This is a genomic window from Sphingomonas sp. GW821-FHT02B09 (genome assembly GCF_059421875.1).
In genome coordinates this window covers 1,114,226-1,136,291 of sequence record NZ_JBWKVV010000001.1, presented here as the reverse complement: position 1 = coordinate 1,136,291, position 22,066 = coordinate 1,114,226, and the positions used below count along the sequence as shown (strand labels likewise).

The following is a 22,066-nucleotide window of genomic DNA, read 5'->3' as shown; positions in this document are numbered from 1 at the left end:
CGCCGAAGCGCTTTGGCTAGGCGTCCACGCCATGAAGCACGCTCTTTCCGTCACGCGCGACGCCGACTTCGCCGCCTGGTATCAATCCGTCATCGCCGAGGCCGATCTTGCCGAGGAATCGGGCGTGCGCGGCTGTATGGTCATCCGCCCGTGGGGCTATGGCATCTGGGAGCGGATCCAGCGGCTGCTCGACGACCGGATCAAGGCGACCGGCCATGAGAATTGCTATTTCCCGCTGTTCATCCCGCTCTCCTATTTCGAGAAGGAGGCGGAGCACGTCGAGGGTTTCGCCAAGGAGATGGCGGTCGTCACCCACCATCGGCTGATCCCCGACGGCAAGGGCGGGCTGATGCCCGATCCCGCCGCCAAGCTCGAGGAGCCTTTGGTGGTGCGGCCGACGTCGGAGACGGTGATCGGCACGGCGTTCGCGCGCTGGGTGCAGTCTTGGCGCGACCTGCCCGTACTCATCAACCAATGGGCGAACGTCGTGCGCTGGGAGATGCGGACGCGCATGTTCCTGCGCACCAGCGAATTCCTCTGGCAGGAGGGCCATACCGCCCACGCCACCGCCGACGAGGCGCGCGACGAGACGCGCAAGATGCTCGAAGTCTATCGCAGCTTCGCCGAGGACTGCCTCGCGCTGCCGGTGGTCGCCGGCGAGAAGCCCGAGAACGAGCGCTTCCCCGGTGCGGTCGCGACCTACAGCATCGAGGCGATGATGCAGGACGGCAAGGCGTTGCAGGCGGGCACCAGCCATTTCCTCGGCACCAATTTCGCGCAGGCGCAGAACATCCGCTTCCAGAACGCCAGCGGCGAGCTGGAACTGGCCAATACGACGAGCTGGGGGGTCAGCACACGGATGATCGGCGGCGTCATCATGGTGCATGGCGACGACGACGGCCTGCGCGTGCCGCCGCGGATCGCGCCGTGGCAGATCGTGATCGTGCCGATGCTGCGCGATCAGCCCGAGGACGAGGCGCTGATCGCTTATGCCAGGGACATCCAGTCGAACCTCGCCGGCCTGTCCGCGCTCGGCGAGCCGGTGCGCGCATTGCTCGACCTCAAGCCGGCCAAGGCGGCGACCAAGCGCTGGGGCTGGGTGAAGAAGGGCGCGCCGATCGTCATCGAGATCGGCGGGCGCGACATGGCGGGCGGCAACGTCTCGGTGATCCGCCGCGACCGGCTGTATCGCGAGGACGGCAAGCTCGATAGCCAGGTGATGGCGCGCGGCGATTTCGAGGCGGAGGCGCCGGCGTTGCTCGCGGCGATCCAGCAGGCGCTGCACGACGAAGCGCGGGCGCGGATGCAGGCGGCGATCGTGCCGGCGGCGGACTTCGCCGCGGTCGAGGCGCATTTTGCGGAGGGCGTTAAGAATCCCGGTTGGGTCGAGGTGCAATGGGCGCGGCCGACCGGCGCGGCGCTCGACGCGGTGGTCGAGCGGCTCAAGGCGCTCAAGCTGACGATCCGCAACGCGCCGTCCGATGCGGCGGCGGCGGATGGCGCCTGCGTGTTCACCGGCGAACCTGCGGTCGAACGGGTGCTGCTTGCGCGGAGTTACTGAGGCGGTTCGGTACGCCGCTCAGCCGTCCTAGAGGAAAGACGGGAGGATGAGGCTCGATCGGGCTCGTCCAAAAACTCGTCACCCCGGACTTGTTCCGGGGTCCACCGAGCCGCAAGAGGATGGTTTCCCCTCAAGCTAGTCTCCTCGCCGCGGCGTGGACCCCGGAACGAGTCCGGGGTGACGGAGTATGCTTGGCGAGCGGGGGAGCGACATGCGACGGTGCGACGCACGGTCGTGAGACGCATCTCTAACGCGGGACACCCCGGCCGCTGACTTCAGGAAGGAGAGGCGTCCTCTTCGTACCGCCGGCCGACATGCGCCTCGCCGCGCGCCTCGGCGAGCAGAGCCTGGCGGTGCCGTTCGGCATAGCGGGCGCGATCCATTTCGCTGCGCGCGGCGTGGCAGCGTGGGCAGCTGACGCCCTCTTCGAACAGCGGCGAGGCGCGGTCGGCTGGCGACACCGGCATCCGGCAGGCGCGGCACAGGCCGTGGGTGCCCGGCGTCAGGCCGTGACCGACCGCGACGCGTTCGTCGAAGACGAAACATTCGCCCTGCCAGCGGCTCTCTTCCGCCGGCACGTCCTCGAGATATCGTAGGATGCCGCCCTTGAGGTGGAAGACGTCGTCGACGCCCTCGGCCTTGAGGAAGGCGGTCGCCTTCTCGCAGCGGATGCCGCCGGTGCAGAACATCGCGACCTGCTTCGTGCCGGCGAGCAGTTCGTCGCGATGTTCGCGGAACCACGCCGGGAATTCGCGGAAGGTGCGCGTCTGCGGATCGACCGCACCGGCGAAGCTGCCGACCGCCACCTCGTAATCGTTGCGCGTGTCGATCACCAGGGTCGCGGGATCGGCGATCAGCGCGTTCCATTCGGCCGGATCGACGTAATGGCCGGCGTCGAGCGGGTCGATCGCGGGTTCGCCCATCGTCACGATCTCGCGCTTGAGCCGCACCTTGGTGCGGTGGAACGGCATCGCGTCGGCGCGCGCTTCCTTGACGTCGAGCGTCGCGCAGCCGGGTAGCGCGCGGATATGCGTCAGCACCACCTCCATCCCCGCATCCGGCCCGGCGATCGTGCCGTTGATCCCCTCGCGCGCGAGCAGCAACGTGCCGCGCACGCCGGCGGCCTCGCAGGCGGCGAGCAGCAGCGCCTGCAAGGCCGCGGGGTCGGGGAAGGGGGTGAAGCGGTAGAGCGCACAAACGCGGATCGGCGGCATCGTGCGCCTGTAGACCCTCCGGCGCGTCCGCGCAAAGTTGGGGCATGACGGCGGCGGGTGCAGTCCCTATCTCTGGTCTGTGAAAAACAAGACCAGACCCGGCCTGCCGACGCAGGCGCAGATCCTCCAGTTCATCGAAACCTCGGACGTTCCCGCCGGCAAGCGCGAGATCGCCAAGGCGTTCGGCCTGACCGCGCAGGAGAAGATCGCGCTGAAGGCGATGCTCAAGGACATGGCCGACGAGGGGCTGATCGACGGCGCCCCCGGCCGCGCCTTCCACAAGATGGGCGGCCTGCCCAAGGTCACGGTGCTGCGCGTCGCCGACGTCGACGACGGCGGCAACGTCTGGGCGGTGCCCGATCGCTGGGAGGCGGAAACGCCGCCGCCGCGGCTGCGCGTCCGCGAACGCAAGCGGGGCGCGCTGGGGATCGGCGAGCGCATCCTCGCGCGGACCGAGGAGGCCGGGAACGGCTGGATCGCGCATCCGATGAAGGTGCTCGCCAAGGCGTCCGAACAGGTGCTCGGCGTGCTGCGCCGCGAGGGGGAGCGGTTCTGGCTGACCGGGGTCGAGAAGAAGGACCGGCGCGAATTTCCCGTCTCCGACACCGGCGGCGCCGAGGCGGGCGATCTGGTGATGACGGAGATGACCGGCCGGCCGCCGCGGATCAGCGTGCGCGTCGTCCAGCGGCTGGGTGATCCGTTCGCGCCGCGCAGCTTCTCGCTGATCGCGATCCACAAGCTCGGCATCCCCGACGTGTTCACCGGCGATACGCTCGACGAGGCGGCGCGCGTGTCGCAGCAGCCGCTCGGCGACGATCGCGAGGATCTGACGCATCTGCCGATCGTCGCGATCGATCCGGCGGATGCGCGCGATCATGACGATGCGGTCTGGGCGGCGCCCGACGACGATCCCGCCAATGCCGGCGGCTGGCAGGCGGTGGTGGCGATCGCCGACGTCAGTTTCTACGTGCGGCCGGGGTCCGAGATCGATCGCGAGGCGCGGCGGCGCGGCAATTCGGTCTATTTCCCCGACCGCGTCGTGCCGATGCTGCCCGAGATCCTGTCCGCCGAAGTCTGTTCGCTCAAGGAGGGCGAGGATCGCGCGGCGCTGGTCTGCCATTTGCAGGTCGGCAAGTCGGGCGCGCTCAAGAGCTGGCGCTTCACGCGCGCGCGGGTGCGGATCGCGGCGAACCTGGCGTATGAGGATGCGCAGGCGATGATCGACGCCGGCGAGGGGCGGATGATCGACGTGCTGACGCCGCTCTGGGCCTGCTGGCGTGCGCTCGCCAAGGCGCGGGATGCGCGCGAGCCGCTCGATCTCGACCTGCCCGAGCGGCGGGTGGTGCTCGACGAGATGGGGCGGATCATGTCGGTGGCGCCGCGCGAACGGCTCGACGCACACCGGCTGATCGAGGATTATATGATCGCCGCCAACGTCGCCGCCGCCAAGGCGCTGGAGGCGAAGAAGGCACCGGTGATGTATCGCGTCCATGAACCACCGAGCCGCGAGAAGCTGGTCGCGCTCAAAGACTATCTGGAGACGTTCGACGTGCCGCTGGCACTCGGGCAGGTGATCCGCCCGGCGACGTTCAACCACGTGCTCGACCGCGTCGGCGACGCCGATTTCCGGCCGCAGGTGATGGAACAGGTGCTGCGCACCCAGACGCAGGCCTATTACGCCCCGGCCAATCAGGGGCATTTCGGCCTGTCGCTCGGTTCCTATGCGCATTTCACCTCGCCGATCCGGCGCTATGCGGATCTGCTCGTCCACCGGTCTTTGGTGTCCGCCTATCGGCTCGGCGAGGGCGGGCTGGGCCAGACCGACGCGGCGGCGATGGACGTCATCGGCGAGACGATCAGCGGCCTCGAACGCCGTGCGATGGAGGCCGAGCGCGACACGATCGACCGCTATGTCGCCGCCTATCTCGCCGAGAAGGTCGGCGAGACGCTGTCGGCGCGGATCACCGGCGTGCAGAATTACGGCTTCTTCGCCACCGTCGAGGGGATCGGTGGCGACGGGCTGATGCCGGTGCGCGATCTGGGCGGCGAATATTTCCGTTTCGACGAGGCGGCACGCAAATTGATCGGCGAGCAGACCGGCGAGGAATATACGCTCGGCCAGCGTATCGACCTGCGGCTGGCGGAGGCGAATCCGGTGTCGGGCGCGCTGCGCTTCGAACTGCCCGGCGGCAAGGGCGCGGCACCCGGACCGCGGCACGTCGGGTCGGGGCGCAAGGATCGCGTCATCAAGCATCGCGGCCGCCCGGCGAACGTCCGCCACCAGGGCAAGCGGCGATGAGCGGCCGGCTGACCCGCGTCGAGCCACGCGGCACGGTGCGCGACCGCTATCTGGTCCACGGCACGATCGCGCCGCGCTTCGTCGAGGCGCGGGCGGTGACCGCGTCGGATGCGATGCCCTTCACCCCCGCCGCGGGCCGCGAGGCGAAGGCGTTCGCGGCGATGATCGCCGATGGGTCGATCCGCATGCCGGCTGCGGGGCGCTTCTATTTCGACATGGATGCCTACGAGGCCGCCGCGGCAGGCCGTAGGGCGCGGCGCGTGCCGGTGCTGCTGATCGTATCGCTGCTGATCGTCGTAGTCGCGTTGGTGTTCTACCGCGGATAATCGCCGATATCGTCAAGTTTCGGCGCTGAACTGTCCTGCGCGAACAAGACGATCGCACAATCGATTTGTCACCTCGTCTTTCGCTCCATAGTCTTCGTCTTTCGACGCGGGCGGCGGGGAAGGTCGGGGGGGGGGATGGCGGTCGGGAGAGGATATCGGCTCGCCGGCGTGGCGCTATTGGCGACCGCCCCGGCCGTACAGGCGCAGGAGGCTGCGGCGCCGGCAACCCGAAACGATACGCCGCAGGACATCGTCATCACCGGCGAACGGCTGCGCGGGTCGGTGATCGGCGATGCTGCGCCGGTCGCGGTGCTCGACGCGCAGGCGCTCAAGGCGCTGGGCGCGACGCGGATCGACGACATCCTCAAATTGCTCAAGCCGCTGACCACCTCGAACAGCGGCGCCGATCCGGTGTTCCTGCTCAACGGCCGGCGGATTTCTGGCTATGGCGAGCTGCGGACGCTGCCGCCCGAGGCGATCGAGCGGACCGAGATCCTGCCCGAGCAGGAATCGGCGCGGTTCGGCTTTCCGCCGACGGTGCGGGTGACCAACTTCATCACCAAGAAGCATTTTCGCTCGCTCGCGGTGGAGGAGGGCGCGGGCACCACCACCGATGGCGGCGCGAGCACCGCCGCGCTCGAACTCGGCTCGACGCGGCTCGACGATGCGCGCCGCACCTCGGTGACGATCAACTACGACCGGCAGGACCCATTGTCCGGGGCGCGGCGGTCGACGGTGCCGGATGCGAGCAACCTGTTCGACCTGACCGGCAACGTCACCGGCAACAGCGGCGGTGCGATCGATCCGGCGCTCGATGCGCTGGCGGGCAGGGCGGTGACCGCGGCGGCGGTGCCGGGAGATTCCGTCGCGCGCGGCACGCTCGCCGGTTACGCCGCGGGGGTTCCCCGGGTCACCGATCTGGCGCCCTATCAGTCGCTCGCGAGCCGCGATCAGTTGCGGGTCGACGGCACGCAGTCGGTGCCGATCGGCAAGACGGTGACCGCATCGCTCAACCTGACGATGGAGGCGCAGCGCGGCGTCGGGCTGGCGGGCCTGCCGACCGCGGTGCTGCGGGTACCTGCCGGCAATCCGGCGTCGCCCTTCGCCACCGACGTGCTGCTCTATCGCTATCTGCCGGAGGCGGGGACGCTGCGTCAGCGGACGCAGGCGCTTTCGCTTCATGCCGGCAGCACCGTGCAGGGCAGTCTGAAGCGGTGGATCTGGACGGTGACCGGCAGCTACGATCGGGCGCGGACCACCGCCGCGGTCGATCGCGGCATCGCGACCGACGCGATCCAGGCGGCGATCGACGCCGGCGCCGATCCGTTCCAGCCGCTCGGCGCGAATGCCGTCGTCGACCGGCTGGTCAGCCGCAGCCGCACGGTGGTGCAGACGCTGGTTGGCAAGGCGACCGTGGTCGGGCCGTTGCTGGCGCTGCCCGCGGGCGATGCGCAGATGACGCTGACCGGCGATTTCGCCCGTTCGTCCAGCGGCGGCGTCGCGACCGACACGCCGGCGGCGCTGCTCGACCTGCGTCGGGTGATCAAGAGCGGTAGCGTCGCGCTCGACCTGCCGATCGCCTCGGCGAGCCGCGGCGTGCTCGATGCGATCGGGTCGCTTTCCGCCAATGCATCGCTCGGCGTGTCGGCGGTGTCCGATTACGGCAGCCTCGCGAGCCGCAATCTCGGCCTGATCTGGACGCCGGTCGCGCCGTTGCAGGTCTCCGTCTCGACCAACGTCAGCCAGACGGCACCCGATATCGCGTTGCTGACCAACCCGGTGGTAATCGTTCCCAATGCGCCGTTCTTCGATTTCGTCACCGGCACCAGCGGCCTCGTCGCGGTGACCGCGGGCGGCAATCCCGCGCTGGGGCCGGAGCGGCGGCAGGTCGATACCGCCGGGCTGGCGTGGCAACCGATCAAGGGCAAGGAGCTGCGCTTCAACCTCGACTATATCGCGACGCGGATCGACGGCCAGATCGGCTATCTGCAGGCGGTGACGGTGGCGCTGCAATCGGCGTTTCCGGACCGGTTCGTCCGCGATGCGGCCGGGCAATTGACCAGCGTCGACGTCCGCCCGGTCAATCTGGCGCGCGAACGCGAACGCAAGATCCAGGGCAAGATGTCGCTCTGGACGATGATCGGCCCGGAGCCGAAACCGCCCGCCACGCCGCCGGCCAAGGACGCGCCGCCACCGCCACCACCCAAGCCGCGGCCGTCGCTCTATGCCTTCGTCACCATGACGGCGCGGATCGACGACCGGTTGCTGGCGCAGCCCGGTCAGCCGACGCTCGATCTGCTCGACGGCCAGTCGATCAGCGGCAATGGCGGCCGGTCACGCTACGAGGCGCAGGGATCGCTCGGTGGGTCCTACGGTCCGGTCCAGGGCGGTATCTTCGGCATGTGGCAGGCGCCGACGCGCGTCCGCAGCACGATCGCGGCATCGGACCTGCGCTTCTCGGCGCGGACCTTCCTCGCGCTCTACAGTACGATCGAAGCGGAGAAACTGACCAAGGCGAGCTGGGCGAAGAGCCTCAGCTTCCAGCTTCAGGTGAACAACATCCTCAACGACCGGATCGCGGTGCGCGACCGCAACGGGGTGACGCCCTATCGCTTCCAGCCGGCGTTCCTCGATCCTTATGGGCGGATCGTAAAGCTGTCGGTGCGCAAGCTGTTCTGAAGCGGGCGCTGCGCCTTGTTCGCCAATCCGACGATCGCGACACCCTACGAGCTCCACCAGTGCTCCCGCGTAGGCGGGAGCCCGGGAGTCACGCACGCCATCAGACGTTGTTTCGCTTGGCTCTGGGCTCCCGCCTGCGCGGGAGCACTGGAGGGGGGCGGGGGGTAATCAGGCGTTTCGTATCGGTCGCGGCGTTCGCCGGGCTGAGCGCGCCCACGAAAAAGGGCGGCCCGTTGCCGGACCGCCCCTTTCGGAACCGTGGTTCGCGAACCGCTTAGCGCTTCGAGAACTGGAAGCTGCGGCGTGCCTTCGCACGGCCGTACTTCTTGCGCTCGACGGTACGGCTGTCGCGGGTCAGGAAGCCTGCCGCCTTGACCGGGGCGCGCAGCACCGGCTCGAAGCGGGTCAGCGCCTGGCTGATGCCGTGCTTGACCGCGCCGGCCTGGCCCGAGAGGCCGCCGCCCTTGACGGTGCAGATCACGTCATACTGACCTTCGCGCTCGGTGATGCCGAACACCTGGTTGATGACGAGACGCAGCGTCGGACGCGCGAAGTAAACTTCCTGATCGCGACCGTTGATCGTGATCTTGCCCGAACCCGGCTTCAGCCAGACGCGGGCGACGGCGTCCTTGCGGCGGCCGGTCGCATAGGCGCGGCCGTATTTGTCGAGGACCTGCTCGCGCAGCGGGGTGACCGGGAGCACCTGCGTCGGGGCGGCGGGCGCCTCACCGTCGGTGGTGATCGCGGGCGCGCCGGCGGCGGCCGGAGCGGGCTGCTGCGTCAGCGACGCGAGATCGGAAAGCGACTGGCGATTGTCGGTCATTACGCGCCCACCTTGTTCTTGCGGTTCATGCCGCCAATGTCGAGAACGTCCGGGTTCTGAGCTTCGTGCGGATGCTCGCTGCCCTTGAAGATGCGCAGGTTGCGCATCTGCTCGCGACCGAGCGGACCGCGCGGGATCATGCGCTCGACGGCCTTTTCGAGAACGCGCTCCGGGAAGCGGCCGTCGAGGACCTTGGCGGCGGTGATGCCCTTGATGCCGCCGGCATAGCCGGTGTGCTTGTAATAGACCTTCTTCGCGGCCTTGTTGCCGGTGAAGCGGATCTTGTCGGCGTTGATGACGATGACGTTGTCACCGCAATCGACGTGCGGGGTGAACGACGTCTTGTGCTTGCCGCGCAGGACGTTGGCGATGATCGTCGCCGCGCGACCGACCACCAGGCCGTCGGCATCGACGATATGCCACTTCTTCTCCACCTCATGCGGCTTGGCCGACTTGGTGGTCTTCATGAGCGCCTTCATGGCGTTGGACCTTCCAGTTTGAAACGATGCACGCCGCCCCGGAGGACGGCGTGATTGACCGCGCTACTGCTGGAAGCCCCCCCGAAAGTCAAGCAAAGCGCGGCTTTGCTGACGGGTAAAATAATACCATGGGCTCGTTCAGGCGGTCTGGCGGCCCACCGCATAGGCGGCGAAGACGGTGGCGATCAGCAGCAGGGCGGCATTGGCCTGATGCGCGACGGCGAGGTCGATCTGCACGCCACTGAGCAGGGTCGCGATGCCGAGCACGATCTGCAACGCGACCAGCGCGATGACCCACCAGCCCGCCTTCGCGCCGGTGCGCGTCGCGCGCACCGCCAGCCAGACCAGTCCGGCGGCGGTGACGAACGCCCACCAGCGGTGGATGAACTGCACGACCACCGGATTGTCGACCGCGTTCCGCCAGCCGGGATCGACCATCGGCACGTTGGCGGGGAACAGCGCATCGCCCATCAGCGGCCAGCTCGCAAAGGCATAGCCGGCGTCGAGCCCGGCGGTGAACGCGCCATAGAGGAGCTGGACGACGAGCAGCGCCAGCGCGGCGATCGCGACGCCGGTCAGCCGCGCCGGATGGGCGAGGGGGCTGCGATGCAGCGCAAGCAAGTCGAGCGCGGTCCAGACGATGCCGGCGAGGATGGTGAGCGCGGTGAGCAGGTGGATGGCGAGCCGCACGTGGCTGACGTCGGTGCGCACCGACAGGCCGGAGGCGACCATCCACCAGCCGATCGCACCCTGGAAGCCGCCGAGCGCGAGCAAGGCGACCAGCCGCCAGCCGTAGCCGGACGGGATCTGCTTGCGGATCGCGAACCACAGCAGCGGCGCGGCGAAGGCGAGGCCGATGATCCGGCCGAGCAGGCGGTGTGTATATTCCCAGAAGAAAATGTGTTTGAAGCCAGTCAGCGTCATCCCCTGGTTGAACGCGGCATATTCGGGGATACGGCGATAGCCGGCGAATTCGGCCTGCCATTGCGCCTCGGTCAGCGGCGGGACGATGCCGCTGATCGGCTTCCACGAGGTGATCGACAGGCCCGATTCGGTGAGCCGGGTGATCCCGCCGACGACAACCATCGCGACGATGAGACCGGCGACGACGAACAGCCACCGCGCGACGCTGCGTGGCCGGGCACGCGAGAGGAAGGCGGCACTGGGCTGGAGCATGGCGCCGCCATACGCGCTTTGCGCGGGCGTCGCCAGCGCGTTGGGGGCTTGCCTGTCGAAGCGCGGTGGGACTCACCCGCCCTTCGACAGGCTCAGGGCTAACGGGGATTGATATTCAGGGGCTAAAGAAAAATCTCCCCCGCCAGGGGGAGGTGGCAGGCCGAAGGCCTGACGGAGGGGGAGGACACGAAACAGACGTGGTCGCTTACCCCCCCTCCGTCACGGCTTCGCCGCGCCACCTCCCCCTGGCGGGGGAGGACTTTGAAAGAATGCCGGTTGATCCGATGGGGGCAGTAGCCGCGCCGGATCGATCGCCCTCACACCACCAATGGCGCGTGGTCGATGCGGGGGAGGACGTGGCGGGCGAACAGGTCGGCTTCGGCGGCACGCGGGTAGCCCGACAGGATGAAGGCATCGATCCCCGCGTCGCGATAGGCCGCCAGCTTGGCGAGCACCTGGTCGGGGTCGCCGACGATCGCCGCGCCGCAGCCCGATCGGGCGCGGCCGATGCCGGTCCACAGATTGGCCTCGGCATAGCCGTCCTGCCGCACCGCTTCCTCGCGCAGCTCGGCCTGGCGGCGGACGCCGGCCGATTGCGAATCGAGCGAGCGGGCGCGGATCGCCGCGCCGGTGTCGTCGTCGAGCTTCGACAGCAAGCGGTCGGCGGCGGCGCGCGCCTCCGCCTCGGTTTCGCGGACGACGACGTGGACGCGATAGCCGAAGCGCAGGGTGCGGCCATGCCGCTCGGCCCGCGCGCGGAGGTCGGCGACGATCGCGCGGACGCCGTCCATCGTGTCGGGCCACATCAGATAGACGTCGCAGCCCTGCGCCGCCGCCTCGCGCGCCGCCTCCGACAGGCCGCCGAAATAGAGCGGCGGGCAGCGGCCCGAGACCGTGCCGATCCGCGGCGGATCGATCCTGAGCTGCCAGAATTCGCCCTGATGATCGAGCGGCTTGCCGTCGAGCAGGGTGCGCAGGATGGTCATCGCCTCCAGCGTGCGGGCGTAGCGCGGGCCGCTCGCCAGCGTCTCGCCGGGCAGGTCGCTGGAGATGATGTTGATCGCCAGCCGCGCGAGCCCGCCGGCGCCGGCGCCGAGCATTTGGTCGATCGTCGCGATCTGGCGGGCGAGCTGCGGCGGCCAGCTTTCGCCGATCCGCACCGCCATCAGCATCCGCATCCGCCGGAGCAGCGGCGCCATCGCCGCGGCGAAGGCGGTGGTGTCGATGCCGAGCGCATAACCCGACGGCAGCAGCACGTTGTCGAAGCCGCCGCTCTCCGCCTGCAACACGATGTCGCGGCAATGGTCGAAGCTCGATTGCAGCCGGGGATCGGGGACGCCGAGGAATTCGTAATCGTCGTCGCACAAGGCCGAGAACCAGCTGATCTCGCAGGGGCCGCGCGCGGTCATGGCAGACGCTCCGCCATGCCGGCCTGCAACACGTCGTACCAGGCGGCGCGCGTCCATTCGACCTTATAGGCGTCGGCGGAGGCACGGATGCGCACCGGCGTCTGCGAACCGACGATCGGGATGATCCGCGCCGGATGCGCCATCGCCCAGGCGAGTGCGGTCGTCGCGGCGTCGACCCCGAACTGCGCGCCGTGCGCCGCCAGCACCTGTGCCGCGGGATGGCTGCCGTCGGCGAGCCGGCCGCCGCCGAGCGGCGACCAGGCGAGCATTGCCAGATCGTGCCGCATCGCCTGGTCGAGCGTGCCGTCGAACAGCGGCGCGACGTGCAGGGGCGAGAATTCGGGCTGGACGCTGACGATCGGCCGGCCGAGGAAAGCTTGCAGCGTATCGACTTCGGCAGGGCTGTGGTTGGAGACGCCGATCGCGCGGACCTTGCCGGCGTCGACCATCCGGTCGAGCGCCGCCGCTACCTCCTGCGGGTGGGTGAGCAGGTCGCGCCGGTGGATCTGGTAGAGATCGACGTGGTCAATCCGCATCCGCGCGAGCGAGTCGTCGAGCGCGGCGGCCAGATAGGGCGCGCTGCTGTTATAGGGAATGCCGGGGCGGATGCCGCTTTTGGTCGCGATCACCATCGTGTCGCGCAGGGCTGGCGCCTCGGCGAGCGCGCGGCCGAACAGCGTCTCGGCCGAGCCGAAGCCGGCGGGCTGGTCGGCGCCATAGATGTCGGCGGTGTCGAACAGGGTGATCCCAGCTTCGAGCGCGGCGTCGATCCGCGCCCGTACCGCGGCAAGGTCGTCTCCGGCCAGCCGCCACATGCCCCAGGCTATCGGCGAAACGAGGATATCGCTCTTGCCGAGCGGGCGGGGTTGGCTTGAAAGGCGCAGCGTCGTCATGACCGGCGACATGGCATAGGGAGGCAAGCGATGGTAGCCGCGATCAGATACGCCGTGGTCGGCACGGGGATGATGGGCGTCGAGCATCTGCGCAACATCGCGCTCGTTCCCGGCGCGGAGGTGGTGGCGATCGTCGATCCGGTGGCGACCTCGCTCGGCTGGGCGCGCGACGCACTCGGCGAACACGCCGCCGGTGTCGCCGCCTATGACGATGTCGCCGTGTTCGCGCGCGAGGCGACGGTCGACGCGATCGTCGTCGCCGCGCCCAATCACACCCACCGCGCCGTGCTGGAGCCGTTGTTCGGCATGGATGCGGCGATCCTGTGCGAGAAGCCGCTGGCGACGACGATCGCCGACGCGCGCTGGATCGTCGCGCAGGCGGCGGGACGCGCGCGGCCGTTCTGGACGGGGATGGAATATCGCTTCATGCCGCCGGCCGCCGCGTTCATCGACCAGATCCATGCCGGCCGCGTCGGCCGGCTGCGCATGCTGTCGATCCGCGAGCACCGCTTTCCCTTCCTGCCCAAGGTCGGCGACTGGAACCGCTTCGCGCGCAACACCGGTGGCACGATGGTCGAGAAATGCTGCCATTTCTTCGACCTGATGCGGCTGATCGTCGGCGCGGAGGCGGTGCGTGTCCATTGTTCGGGCGCGATGGACGTCAACCACCGGGACGAACGTTATGCCGGCGAGGCGCCCGACATCATCGACAACAGCTTCACGACTGTCGATTTCGCCAATGGCGTGCGCGCGATGCTCGATCTGTCGATGTTCGCCGACGGCGCCGAGCATCAGGAAGAGATGAGCGCGACCGGCGACGCCGCGCGTCTCGACGTGCTGATCCCGCCGGGCGAGCTGGTGTTCTCGCCGCGCGTCGGCTTCGGCAACCCGAAGCGGGTCGAGCGGACGCGGATTGCGGTCGACCCGACCGCGCGCGCCGCCGGATCGCACGAGGGCGCGACCTATTACCAGCATCTCGCCTTCGCCGCGGCGGTGCGCGGCGAGGGGCCGGTGCTGGTGAGCGCCGAGGACGGCCTCCGCGCGGTCGCGATCGGCACCGCGGCCGAGATCAGCGCGCGCGAGCATCGCGTGGTGGAGATGGCCGAGATCGCGTGACGGGAGGCGGGCATGACGTGGTTCGATCGGTTCGGATGTTCGGTGCCGCTGATCCAGGCGCCGATGGCGGGCGTGTCGACGCCGGCACTGGCCGCGGCGGTGTGCGAGGCGGGGGCGATGGGCTCGATCGGCGTCGGCGCGACCGATGCCGCGGGCGCGCGCGCGATGATCGCGGCGGTGCGGGCAGCGACCGGGCGGCCGTTCAACGTCAATCTGTTCGTCCATCGCACGCCGCGGGCCGATCAGCCGCGCGAGGCGGCGTGGCTGGCGGCGCTCGCGCCTTTTTTCGCCGAATTCGGCGCGACGCCGCCGGCGACGCTGCGGACGATCTATCGCAGCTTCGCGGACGATCCCGAGATGCTGGCGATGCTGCTGGAGGTGGCGCCGCCGGTGGTCAGCTTCCACTTCGGCCTGCCTTCGCCGGAGACGATCGCCGCATTGCGGGGGCGGGAGATCGTGCTGCTCGCGACCGCGACGAGCCTCGCCGAGGCGCGGGCGATCGAGACGGCGGGGATCGACGCCGTCGTCGCACAGGGGATCGAGGCCGGCGGGCATCGCGGCATCTTCGACCCCGCGGCGCCCGACGATGAACTCGGCACGGTCGCGCTGACCCGGCTGCTGGTGCGCGAGACGCGTTTGCCGGTGATCGCGGCGGGCGGGATCATGGACGGCGCCGGGATCGCCGCGGCGCTCGATCTCGGTGCGGTCGCGGCGCAACTCGGGACCGCGTTCGTCGGATGCCCTGAATCGGCGGCGGACGATGCCTATCGGGCGGCGCTGGCGGGGCCGGGGGCCTATCACACGCGGATGACCGCGGCGGTCTCGGGGCGGCCGGCGCGGGCGCTGGCCAATCGCTTCACCGCGCTCGTCACCGATCGGCGGCCGCCCGATTATCCCATCGCCTATGATGCCGGAAAGGCGCTGCATGCCGCGGCGCGGGCGCGCAGCGAGCACGGCTTCGGCGCGCAATGGGCCGGGCAGGGGGCGCCGCTGGCACGGCCGATGCCGGCGGCGGCGCTGGTCGCCACGCTGCGGGCGGAATTGCAGGCGTGCCGCGCGGATTATGCCGCGACGGCGTGATCCGCGGCGAGGCCTTCCTCGACGATCGCGATGAAATGGCGGCAGGGCAAAGTGGCGGATTGGCGGTGGTGGATCAGCCACATGTCGGTGCGCGCCTGCGGGTCGAGCAGCGGCAGATAGGTGAGGCCGGTCGACTGCAAGGCGCACAGCGACGCGGCGACGATCGTCACACCGACCCCCGCGGCGACGAGGCCGAGCAGGGTCGAGGCTTCGCCGACGCGCTGCGCGACCACCGGCTCGCCGCCGCCCTCGCGGATCATCGCGAAGATGCGGTCGCTGAAACAGCCGCTGCGGTCGCGACCGTAGACGACCATCGGCTCACCGGCGATATCCGCCAGCCGCAGCGCACTGCGCGTCGCGAGCGGGTGATCGGCGCGCATCGCGACGAACAGGCCCTCGCTGAGCAGCCGCGTCGCGGCGACCCCCTCGGGCAGCGCCGGCGGCCCGAAGTGGCGGACGAAGCCGATGTCGAGCGCGCGGCTCTCCACCGCGGTGATCTGGTCGGGCGCGCCCATCTCGGTCAGCGACAATTGCACGTCGGGATAGGTGCGGCGGTAGGCGTTGATCGCCAGCGCGACCGGCGGAATGAACGGTGCCGACGGATTGAAGCCGATGCTCAGCGCGCCGATGTCGCCCCGCGCCGCCCGGCGGGCGATCTCCACCGCGCGATCGGCCTGGCGGATCGTCTCGCGCGCGGCGTCGAGGAACAATGTGCCCGCGGGGGTCAGCGCGACGCGGCGGCTGGTCCGTTCGAACAATCGCACGCCGATCTCTTCTTCGAGCTGGCGGATCTGCTGGCTGAGCGGCGGCTGCGAGATGCCGAGCCGCGTCGCCGCCCGCGCGAAATGCAGATCGGAGGCGACCTGGATGAAATATCGGAGATGGCGAAGTTCCATGATCCATATCTACTACGTCTCGATCCGGCGTAAACCGATATTGGACAAGCGCATGGTTAACCGCGCAATCGCTGCGGTGCAGCAAGGGTTGCGCTGCGGTTCGAAGCCGATGGAGCAGGTCGTGTCCCACGCTGCGTTGAGAATGCCCGCCGCCCCGGCGCAGGGTCGGCCATGATCGGTCTCGTCCGCACCGCGCTGGCGCGCCCGCTCACCTTCGTGGTGATGGCGATCGTGATCGGCATCGTCGGCGTGCTCGCCGCGCTGCGCACCCCGGTCGACATCTTCCCCGACATTCGCGTGCCGGTGATCGCCACCGCGTGGCAATATAGCGGCCTGTCGCCGGACGAGATGTCGGGACGGATCATCACCCCGTTCGAACGCGTGCTGACCACCACGGTCAACGGCATCGATCATATCGAAAGCCAGTCGCTGCCCGGCATCGGCGTGGTGAAGATCTATTTCCAGCCCGGCGCCGACATCCGCACCGCCACCGCGCAGGTGACCTCGGTCTCGCAGACCGTGCTCAAGCAGCTCCCGCCCGGCATTACCCCGCCTCTGGTGCTCAACTACAGCGCCTCGACCGTGCCGATCGTCCAGCTCGCGCTCTCGGGCAAGGGCCTGTCGGAGGGGCAGATGTTCGATCTGGCCAGCAACCAGATCCGCCCCGGCCTGGTGACGGTGCCGGGCGCAGCGATCCCCTATCCGTCTGGCGGGCGGCAGCGGCAGATCCAGATCGACATCGATCCGCAGGCGTTGCAGTCGAAGGGGCTGTCGGCGCAGGACGTCGGCAATGCCATCGCCGCGCAGAACCAGATCAACCCGGCGGGCTTCGCCAAGATCGGCGGCTTCCAATATGCGGTGCGGCTCAACAACGCGCCGGGCAGCGTCGAGGAACTGAACAACCTGCCGATCAAGGTCGTCGGCGGCGCGACCATCTACATGCGTGACGTCGCGCACGTTCGCGACGGCTCCGCGCCGCAGACCAACGTCGTCCACGTCGACGGCGCGCGCTCCGTCATCATGACCGTGCTGAAGAACGGCGCGACCTCGACGCTGGCGATCGTGCAGGGGATCAAGGACGCGCTGCCCAAGCTGGAGGAGACGCTGCCGCCCGGGCTCAAGATCGTGCCGATCGGCGACCAGTCGCTGTTCGTGAAGGCGGCGGTGGAGGGCGTGGTCAAGGAAGGCGCGATCGCCGCGGCGCTGACCAGCCTGATGATCCTGCTGTTCCTCGGCTCGTGGCGCTCGACCGTCATCATCGCGATCTCGATCCCGCTGGCGATCCTCGCCGCGATCATCGGCCTGGCGATCACCGGCAACACGCTCAACACGATGACGCTGGGCGGCCTCAGCCTCGCGGTCGGCATCCTCGTCGACGATGCGACGGTGACGATCGAGAACATCAACTGGCATCTCGAACAGGGCAAGCCGGTGCGGACCGCGATACTCGACGGCGCCGCGCAGATCGTCACGCCCGCCTTCGTTTCCCTGCTTTGCATCTGCATCGTCTTCGTGCCGATGTTCTTCCTGCCGGGGGTCGCCGGCTTCCTGTTCGTGCCGCTGGCGCTGGCGGTGGTGTTCGCGATGATCGCCAGCTTCATCCTGTCGCGCACCTTGGTGCCGACGATGGCGATGTACCTGCTCCGCCCGCACGGCGCCGGCGACGATCACGACCAGCATAGCGCCGGCACGCCGCAGTCGCGCAATCCGCTGGTCCGCATCCAGCGCGGTTTCGAGACGCGGTTCGAGGCGATCCGCACGCGCTACGGCGGGCTGCTCGAACGCGCATTGGCGACGCCGCGGCCGTTCGTGATCGGCTTCCTCGCGGTGACCTTGCTGTCGTTCCTGCTGGTGCCGTTCCTCGGCCAGAACTTCTTCCCGGCGGTCGATGCCGGCCAGATGGCGCTGCACGTCCGTGCGCCGGTCGGCAGCCGTATCGAGGATACGTCGGCGCAATTCGACCGGATCGCGCGCCGCATCCGCCAGATCATCCCGGCGAACGAGCTCGTCTCGGTGGTCGACAACATCGGCCTGCCGGTCAGCTCGATCAACACGACCTACAACAATTCGGGTACGGTCGGGCCGCAGGACGGCGACATATTGATCCAGCTCGCCGAGGATCACGCGCCGACCGCCGATTACGTCCGCACGCTGCGCGAGCAACTGCCGCGCGACTTTCCGGGCGCGACCTTCTCGTTCCTGCCCGCCGACATCACCAGCCAGATCCTCAACTTCGGCGCGCCCGCGCCGATCGATATCCAGGTGGCGGGCAAGGATGCCGCGGCCAATGCCGCTTATGCGCGGCTGATCCTGCGCCGCATCCAGGCGATCCCCGGCGTCGCCGACGCGCGCATCCAGCAATCGGCGCGCTATCCGCAGCTCGACGTCGCGGTCGATCGCAGCCGCATCGGCCAATACGGGCTGACCGAGCGCGACGTCACCACCAGCGTCGCCAATTCGCTCGCCGGCACGTCGCAGACCGCGCCGGTGTTCTTCCTGAACCTGGAAAACGGCGTGTCCTATCCGGTCGTCGCGCAGGCACCGGAATATCGCGTCGGCTCGATCGACGATCTGTCGAACATCCCGGTGTCGGGCAGCACGGGGCCGGCGCAGGTGCTCGGCGGGCTGGGCACGATCCGGCGCAGCACCGCCGCGGCGGTGATCTCGCATTACAATATCGCGCCGGTCGTCGACATCTTCGCGACCCCCAACGACCGCGATCTCGGCGCGGTGTCGGGCGATATCAACGCGGTCCTCGCCGCGCTCAAGGATCAGGCGCCCAAGGGCGCGACGGTGACGCTGCGCGGCCGATATGCGACGATGAACAGCGCCTTCTCCGGCCTCGGCTTCGGGCTGATCGGCGCGGTGCTGCTGATCTACCTGCTGATCGTCGTCAATTTCCAGAGCTGGCTCGACCCGTTCGTGATCATCACCGCGCTGCCCGGCGCGCTTGCCGGGATCGTGTGGATGCTGTTCGTCACCGGCACGACGCTGTCGGTGCCGGCGCTGACCGGCGCGATCATGTGCATGGGCGTCGCCACCGCCAATGCGATCCTCGTCGTCAGCTTTGCGCGCGAACGGCTGGCGGACCTCGGCGATGCGACCGCAGCGGCGCTGGAGGCGGGGATGACCCGCTTTCGCCCGGTGCTGATGACCGCGCTGGCGATGATCATCGGCATGCTGCCGATGGCGCTGGGGCTGGGCGAGGGCGGCGAGCAGAATGCGCCGCTCGGCCGCGCGGTGATCGGCGGGCTGGTCGTCGCGACCTTCGCCACCTTGTTGTTCGTACCCGTCATCTTCAGCCTCGTGCACCGCCGCCGCGCCGCGGTCGCCGCACCCGAGGCAAATCGTCTGGAGGAAGTCCATGGCTGAGCAGGAGGCCGTGCAGCGCACCGGCAAGCCGCTGCGCCCGATCGTGATCGGCGCGGCGTTGCTCGCGGTCGGCGTCGCCGGGGCCGGCATCGCGATCCGCTCGCGCGCGGAGCATCGGCTCGCGAGCTGGACCGACGCGCAATCGACGCCGGCGGTCACCGTGCTGCATCCGGCGGCGGCGACGACGCAGGGCAATCTGTCGCTGCCGGCGGCGTTGCAGGCGCTCAACAGCGCGCCGATCTTCGCCCGGACCAGCGGCTACGTCCGGCGCTGGTACGTCGATATCGGCGATCCCGTACGCGCCGGGCAGGTGCTCGCGGTGCTCGACGCGCCCGAGGTCGACCAGCAGCTCGCCGCGGCGCGCGCCAATCTGCAGACCGCACAGGCCAATCGCCAGCTCGCCGCCTCCACCGCGACGCGCTGGCGGACGATGCTCGCCGAGGATGCGGTGTCGAAACAGGAGACAGACGAGAAGATCGGCGATCTCGCCGCCAAGACCGCGGTCGCCGAGGCGGCGCGCGCCGACGTGTCGCGGCTGCGCTTCACCCAGGGGTTCATGCGGCTGGTCGCGCCCTTCGCAGGGGTGGTGACGAGCCGCGCCACCGATGTCGGCGCCTTGGTCACCGCCGGCACCGCGGGATCGACGCCGCTGTTCACCGTCGCCGACGTCAGCCGCATCCGCGCCTATGTCCGCGTGCCGCAAAGCTATTCGGCGCAGGTCCATCGCGGCCAGCACGTCACGCTGGCGCTGCCCGAATATCCCGGCCGCCGCTTCGACGCCGAGCTGACGCGCACCGCGGATGCGGTCGATCCCGCGTCGGGGACGGTGCTGGTCGAGGTGCAGGCGGCCAATCCCGACCGCGCGCTCAAGCCCGGCGCCTATGCGCAGGCGAGCTTCCCGCTGGCGAGCGGCGGCAATGCGCTGACGCTGCCGGCAAGTGCGCTGATCATCGGCCAGAAGGGCACGCAGGTCGCGATCGTCGGTGCCGACCGTCGCGCGCATCTGCGCACGATCACGATCGGTCAGGATCGTGGCGCGACGGTCGAGGTCAGCGCCGGGCTGAACCGTGGCGACGACGTGATCGACAACCCGCCCGATTCGCTCGCCGAGGGTGATCCGGTACGCGTGACGGGGACAGCCAAGGCGACGGTCGATGCCAAACACTAGGAGCCTGCTCGCCACCGTCGCCGCGCTGGCGATCGCCGCCTGTTCGACGGCGCCCGACTATCGCCGGCCGACCGCGTCGACGCCGCCCGCGTTCAAGGAAGCGGCGGGCTGGCAGACGGCGGGCACCGCGGTGCCGCCCGCGGGCAAATGGTGGCAGGCGTTCGGCGATGCGACGCTCGACGGCCTCGAAGAGCAGGTCGCGGGGGGCAATTTCGATCTCGCCGCCGCCACGGCGCGCTACGACCAGGCGCGCGGGCTGGTCCGTCAGGCCCGGTCCGATCTGTATCCCGAGATCGGCGTCGGAGCGTCGGCGGGGCGCCAGCGCGTCTCGGCGGGACGGCCGCTGTCGCCCACCGATTCCGCCGCGACCTATACGGTGGCAACGGTCGGCCCGTCGCTCGAGTACGAGGTCGATCTGTTCGGCCGGGTGCGCAATTCGATCCGCGCCAGCACCGCCGCCGCGCAGGCCAGCGAGGCCGATGTCGCCGGGCTGCGGCTCGGCTTGCAGGCGCAGCTCGCCACCGCCTATTTCGACATGCGTGGGCTCGACGCGCGGATCGTGCTGTTGCGCGAGACGGTGACCGCGTTCGAGCGCGCCTTCCGCCTCACCGACACGCGCCACAGCGGCGGCATCGCCTCGGGCATCGACGTCAGCCGCGCGCAGAGCCAATTGTCGAGCGCGCGGGCGGAATTGTCGTCGGTGGCGATCGCCCGCCAGCGCGACGAGCATGCGATCGCCGTCCTCATCGGCCGCCCGCCCGCCGAGGTAACGATCGCGGTGGTCGACCGCCAGCTCGCGCCGCCCGCGATCCCCGCCGGCCTGCCTTCGACGTTGGTCGAGCGCCGCCCCGATATCGCCGCGGCCGAACGCCGCGTCGCCGCCGCCAATGCGCGGATCGGCGTCGCCCGCGCGGCGCTGTTCCCGTCGCTGACGCTCGGCGCGTCGGGCGGCTTCCAGGCGGCGACCGGCGCCTTGTTCAGCGCCTCCAACACCTTCTGGGCGCTCGGCCCGGTGTCGGCGGCGCTGGCGGTGTTCGACGGCGACCGGCGGCGGGCGGGCGTCCACATCGCCCGCGCCGACTATGATGAGACCGTCGCGACCTATCGCCAGACCGTGCTCGATGCGTTCCGCGAGGTCGAGGACGACCTGTCCGCACAGCGCCTGCTCGCCGCGCAGGAGAAGGATCAGCATGTCGCGGCCGACGCCGCGGCGCGCACCCGCGATCTCGCGCTGACGCGCTATCGCGACGGTGCCGCGGACTATCTCGACGTCGTCACCGCGCAGACCGCCGCGCTCGACGCGCAGCGCGCGCTGCTCGACCTGCGCAGCCGCCAGTTGCAGACCGCGACCGACACGATCCGCGCGCTTGGCGGCGCATATTGACCCGGACCGACCGACCTATCGCTCCGCCCCATCGCCCCGGCGCTCCGTTGCACTCGCATCGCGGATCGCCTTGAACTCCGAACCGGGCCGCCACGCCGAGCCGCCACGCCGTCGATTCGCTCCGCACCGATGTTTTTCTCAATCGCCGCATTGCCGGATGGTAGCGCTATCGATAGGTCTGTGAAAACAAG

Annotated in this window: 17 protein-coding genes; 10 read left to right on the top strand and 7 right to left on the bottom strand. The window is 69.6% G+C overall.

Features of this window, described 5'->3' with window-relative positions:
* Window positions 1–31: 31 nt before the first annotated feature.
* Window positions 32–1,561: a proline--tRNA ligase gene (gene proS / locus AC07U4_RS05215; protein ID WP_495194667.1), complete on the top strand. Its 1,530-nt coding sequence runs from the start codon at window positions 32–34 to the stop codon at window positions 1,559–1,561.
* A 275-nt stretch (window positions 1,562–1,836) separates the two neighbouring features.
* Here the strand turns inward: proS and trhO are convergent, their stop codons facing one another.
* Window positions 1,837–2,775 carry an oxygen-dependent tRNA uridine(34) hydroxylase TrhO gene (trhO, locus tag AC07U4_RS05210; RefSeq protein WP_495194666.1) on the bottom strand — a complete coding sequence of 313 codons (939 nt, stop codon included), beginning with the start codon at window positions 2,773–2,775 and terminating at the stop codon, window positions 1,837–1,839.
* A 79-nt stretch (window positions 2,776–2,854) separates the two neighbouring features.
* Between trhO and AC07U4_RS05205 the strand changes: the two genes are divergently transcribed.
* The 3 genes from AC07U4_RS05205 (at window position 2,855) to AC07U4_RS05195 (ending at window position 8,079) form a co-directional block, all read left to right on the top strand.
* The gene (locus AC07U4_RS05205; RefSeq protein ID WP_038660566.1) at window positions 2,855–5,074 is read left to right on the top strand and encodes a ribonuclease R family protein; all 2,220 of its coding nucleotides are present in this window, start codon (window positions 2,855–2,857) and stop codon (window positions 5,072–5,074) included.
* Complete coding sequence (locus tag AC07U4_RS05200) at window positions 5,071–5,400, top strand: hypothetical protein (RefSeq protein ID WP_038660563.1); 330 nt, start codon at window positions 5,071–5,073, stop codon at window positions 5,398–5,400. The genes AC07U4_RS05205 and AC07U4_RS05200 overlap by 4 nt, the downstream gene beginning before the upstream one ends.
* Before the next feature lie 168 nt (window positions 5,401–5,568).
* A complete protein-coding gene (locus tag AC07U4_RS05195; protein WP_495194665.1) occupies window positions 5,569–8,079 on the top strand; it encodes a TonB-dependent receptor domain-containing protein in 2,511 nt (836 codons plus the stop codon).
* 274 nt (window positions 8,080–8,353) lie between these two features.
* Here the strand turns inward: AC07U4_RS05195 and rpsI are convergent, their stop codons facing one another.
* The 5 genes from rpsI to AC07U4_RS05170 all read right to left on the bottom strand — a co-directional run bounded on the left by rpsI (window position 8,354) and on the right by AC07U4_RS05170 (window position 12,859).
* Window positions 8,354–8,902, bottom strand: coding sequence for a 30S ribosomal protein S9 (gene rpsI / locus AC07U4_RS05190; RefSeq protein WP_038660557.1), 549 nt, complete (start codon window positions 8,900–8,902; stop codon window positions 8,354–8,356).
* Window positions 8,902–9,381 (bottom strand): 50S ribosomal protein L13, encoded by a 480-nt coding sequence (gene rplM / locus AC07U4_RS05185; RefSeq protein ID WP_038660554.1) that lies wholly within the window; start codon window positions 9,379–9,381, stop codon window positions 8,902–8,904. The genes rpsI and rplM overlap by 1 nt, the downstream gene beginning before the upstream one ends.
* 138 nt (window positions 9,382–9,519) lie before the next feature.
* Window positions 9,520–10,557 carry a COX15/CtaA family protein gene (locus tag AC07U4_RS05180; protein ID WP_495194664.1) on the bottom strand — a complete coding sequence of 346 codons (1,038 nt, stop codon included), beginning with the start codon at window positions 10,555–10,557 and terminating at the stop codon, window positions 9,520–9,522.
* 317 nt (window positions 10,558–10,874) lie between these two features.
* Complete coding sequence (locus AC07U4_RS05175) at window positions 10,875–11,966, bottom strand: LLM class flavin-dependent oxidoreductase (protein WP_495194663.1); 1,092 nt, start codon at window positions 11,964–11,966, stop codon at window positions 10,875–10,877.
* Window positions 11,963–12,859 (bottom strand): aldo/keto reductase, encoded by an 897-nt coding sequence (locus AC07U4_RS05170; RefSeq protein ID WP_495194662.1) that lies wholly within the window; start codon window positions 12,857–12,859, stop codon window positions 11,963–11,965. Before AC07U4_RS05170 ends, AC07U4_RS05175 begins: the two co-directional genes overlap by 4 nt.
* A 30-nt stretch (window positions 12,860–12,889) precedes the next feature.
* Between AC07U4_RS05170 and AC07U4_RS05165 the strand changes: the two genes are divergently transcribed.
* Together AC07U4_RS05165 and AC07U4_RS05160 are read left to right on the top strand one after the other, a co-directional pair.
* Window positions 12,890–13,975, top strand: a complete 1,086-nt coding sequence (locus tag AC07U4_RS05165; protein ID WP_495194661.1) for a Gfo/Idh/MocA family protein — start codon at window positions 12,890–12,892, stop codon at window positions 13,973–13,975.
* A 12-nt stretch (window positions 13,976–13,987) separates the two neighbouring features.
* Entirely contained in the window at window positions 13,988–15,055 is a 1,068-nt protein-coding gene (locus AC07U4_RS05160; RefSeq protein WP_495194660.1) for an NAD(P)H-dependent flavin oxidoreductase, read from the top strand.
* Here the strand turns inward: AC07U4_RS05160 and AC07U4_RS05155 are convergent.
* Window positions 15,037–15,951: a LysR substrate-binding domain-containing protein gene (locus tag AC07U4_RS05155; protein WP_038660543.1), complete on the bottom strand. Its 915-nt coding sequence runs from the start codon at window positions 15,949–15,951 to the stop codon at window positions 15,037–15,039. The two genes, AC07U4_RS05160 and AC07U4_RS05155, sit on opposite strands and share 19 nt — an antisense overlap.
* On the opposite strand from AC07U4_RS05155, the gene AC07U4_RS05150 reads away from it, so the two are divergent.
* From AC07U4_RS05150 to AC07U4_RS05135, 4 genes are read left to right on the top strand one after another with little or no spacing between them, the layout of a single operon-like run.
* Window positions 15,950–16,126, top strand: coding sequence for a hypothetical protein (locus tag AC07U4_RS05150; RefSeq protein WP_171009295.1), 177 nt, complete (start codon window positions 15,950–15,952; stop codon window positions 16,124–16,126). The genes AC07U4_RS05155 and AC07U4_RS05150 overlap by 2 nt on opposite strands.
* Window positions 16,123–19,323: an efflux RND transporter permease subunit gene (locus AC07U4_RS05145; protein ID WP_495194659.1), complete on the top strand. Its 3,201-nt coding sequence runs from the start codon at window positions 16,123–16,125 to the stop codon at window positions 19,321–19,323. The genes AC07U4_RS05150 and AC07U4_RS05145 overlap by 4 nt, the downstream gene beginning before the upstream one ends.
* Entirely contained in the window at window positions 19,316–20,491 is a 1,176-nt protein-coding gene (locus tag AC07U4_RS05140; protein WP_495194658.1) for an efflux RND transporter periplasmic adaptor subunit, read from the top strand. Before AC07U4_RS05145 ends, AC07U4_RS05140 begins: the two co-directional genes overlap by 8 nt.
* The gene (locus AC07U4_RS05135; protein WP_495194657.1) at window positions 20,478–21,875 is read left to right on the top strand and encodes an efflux transporter outer membrane subunit; all 1,398 of its coding nucleotides are present in this window, start codon (window positions 20,478–20,480) and stop codon (window positions 21,873–21,875) included. Before AC07U4_RS05140 ends, AC07U4_RS05135 begins: the two co-directional genes overlap by 14 nt.
* Window positions 21,876–22,066 lie beyond the last annotated feature (191 nt).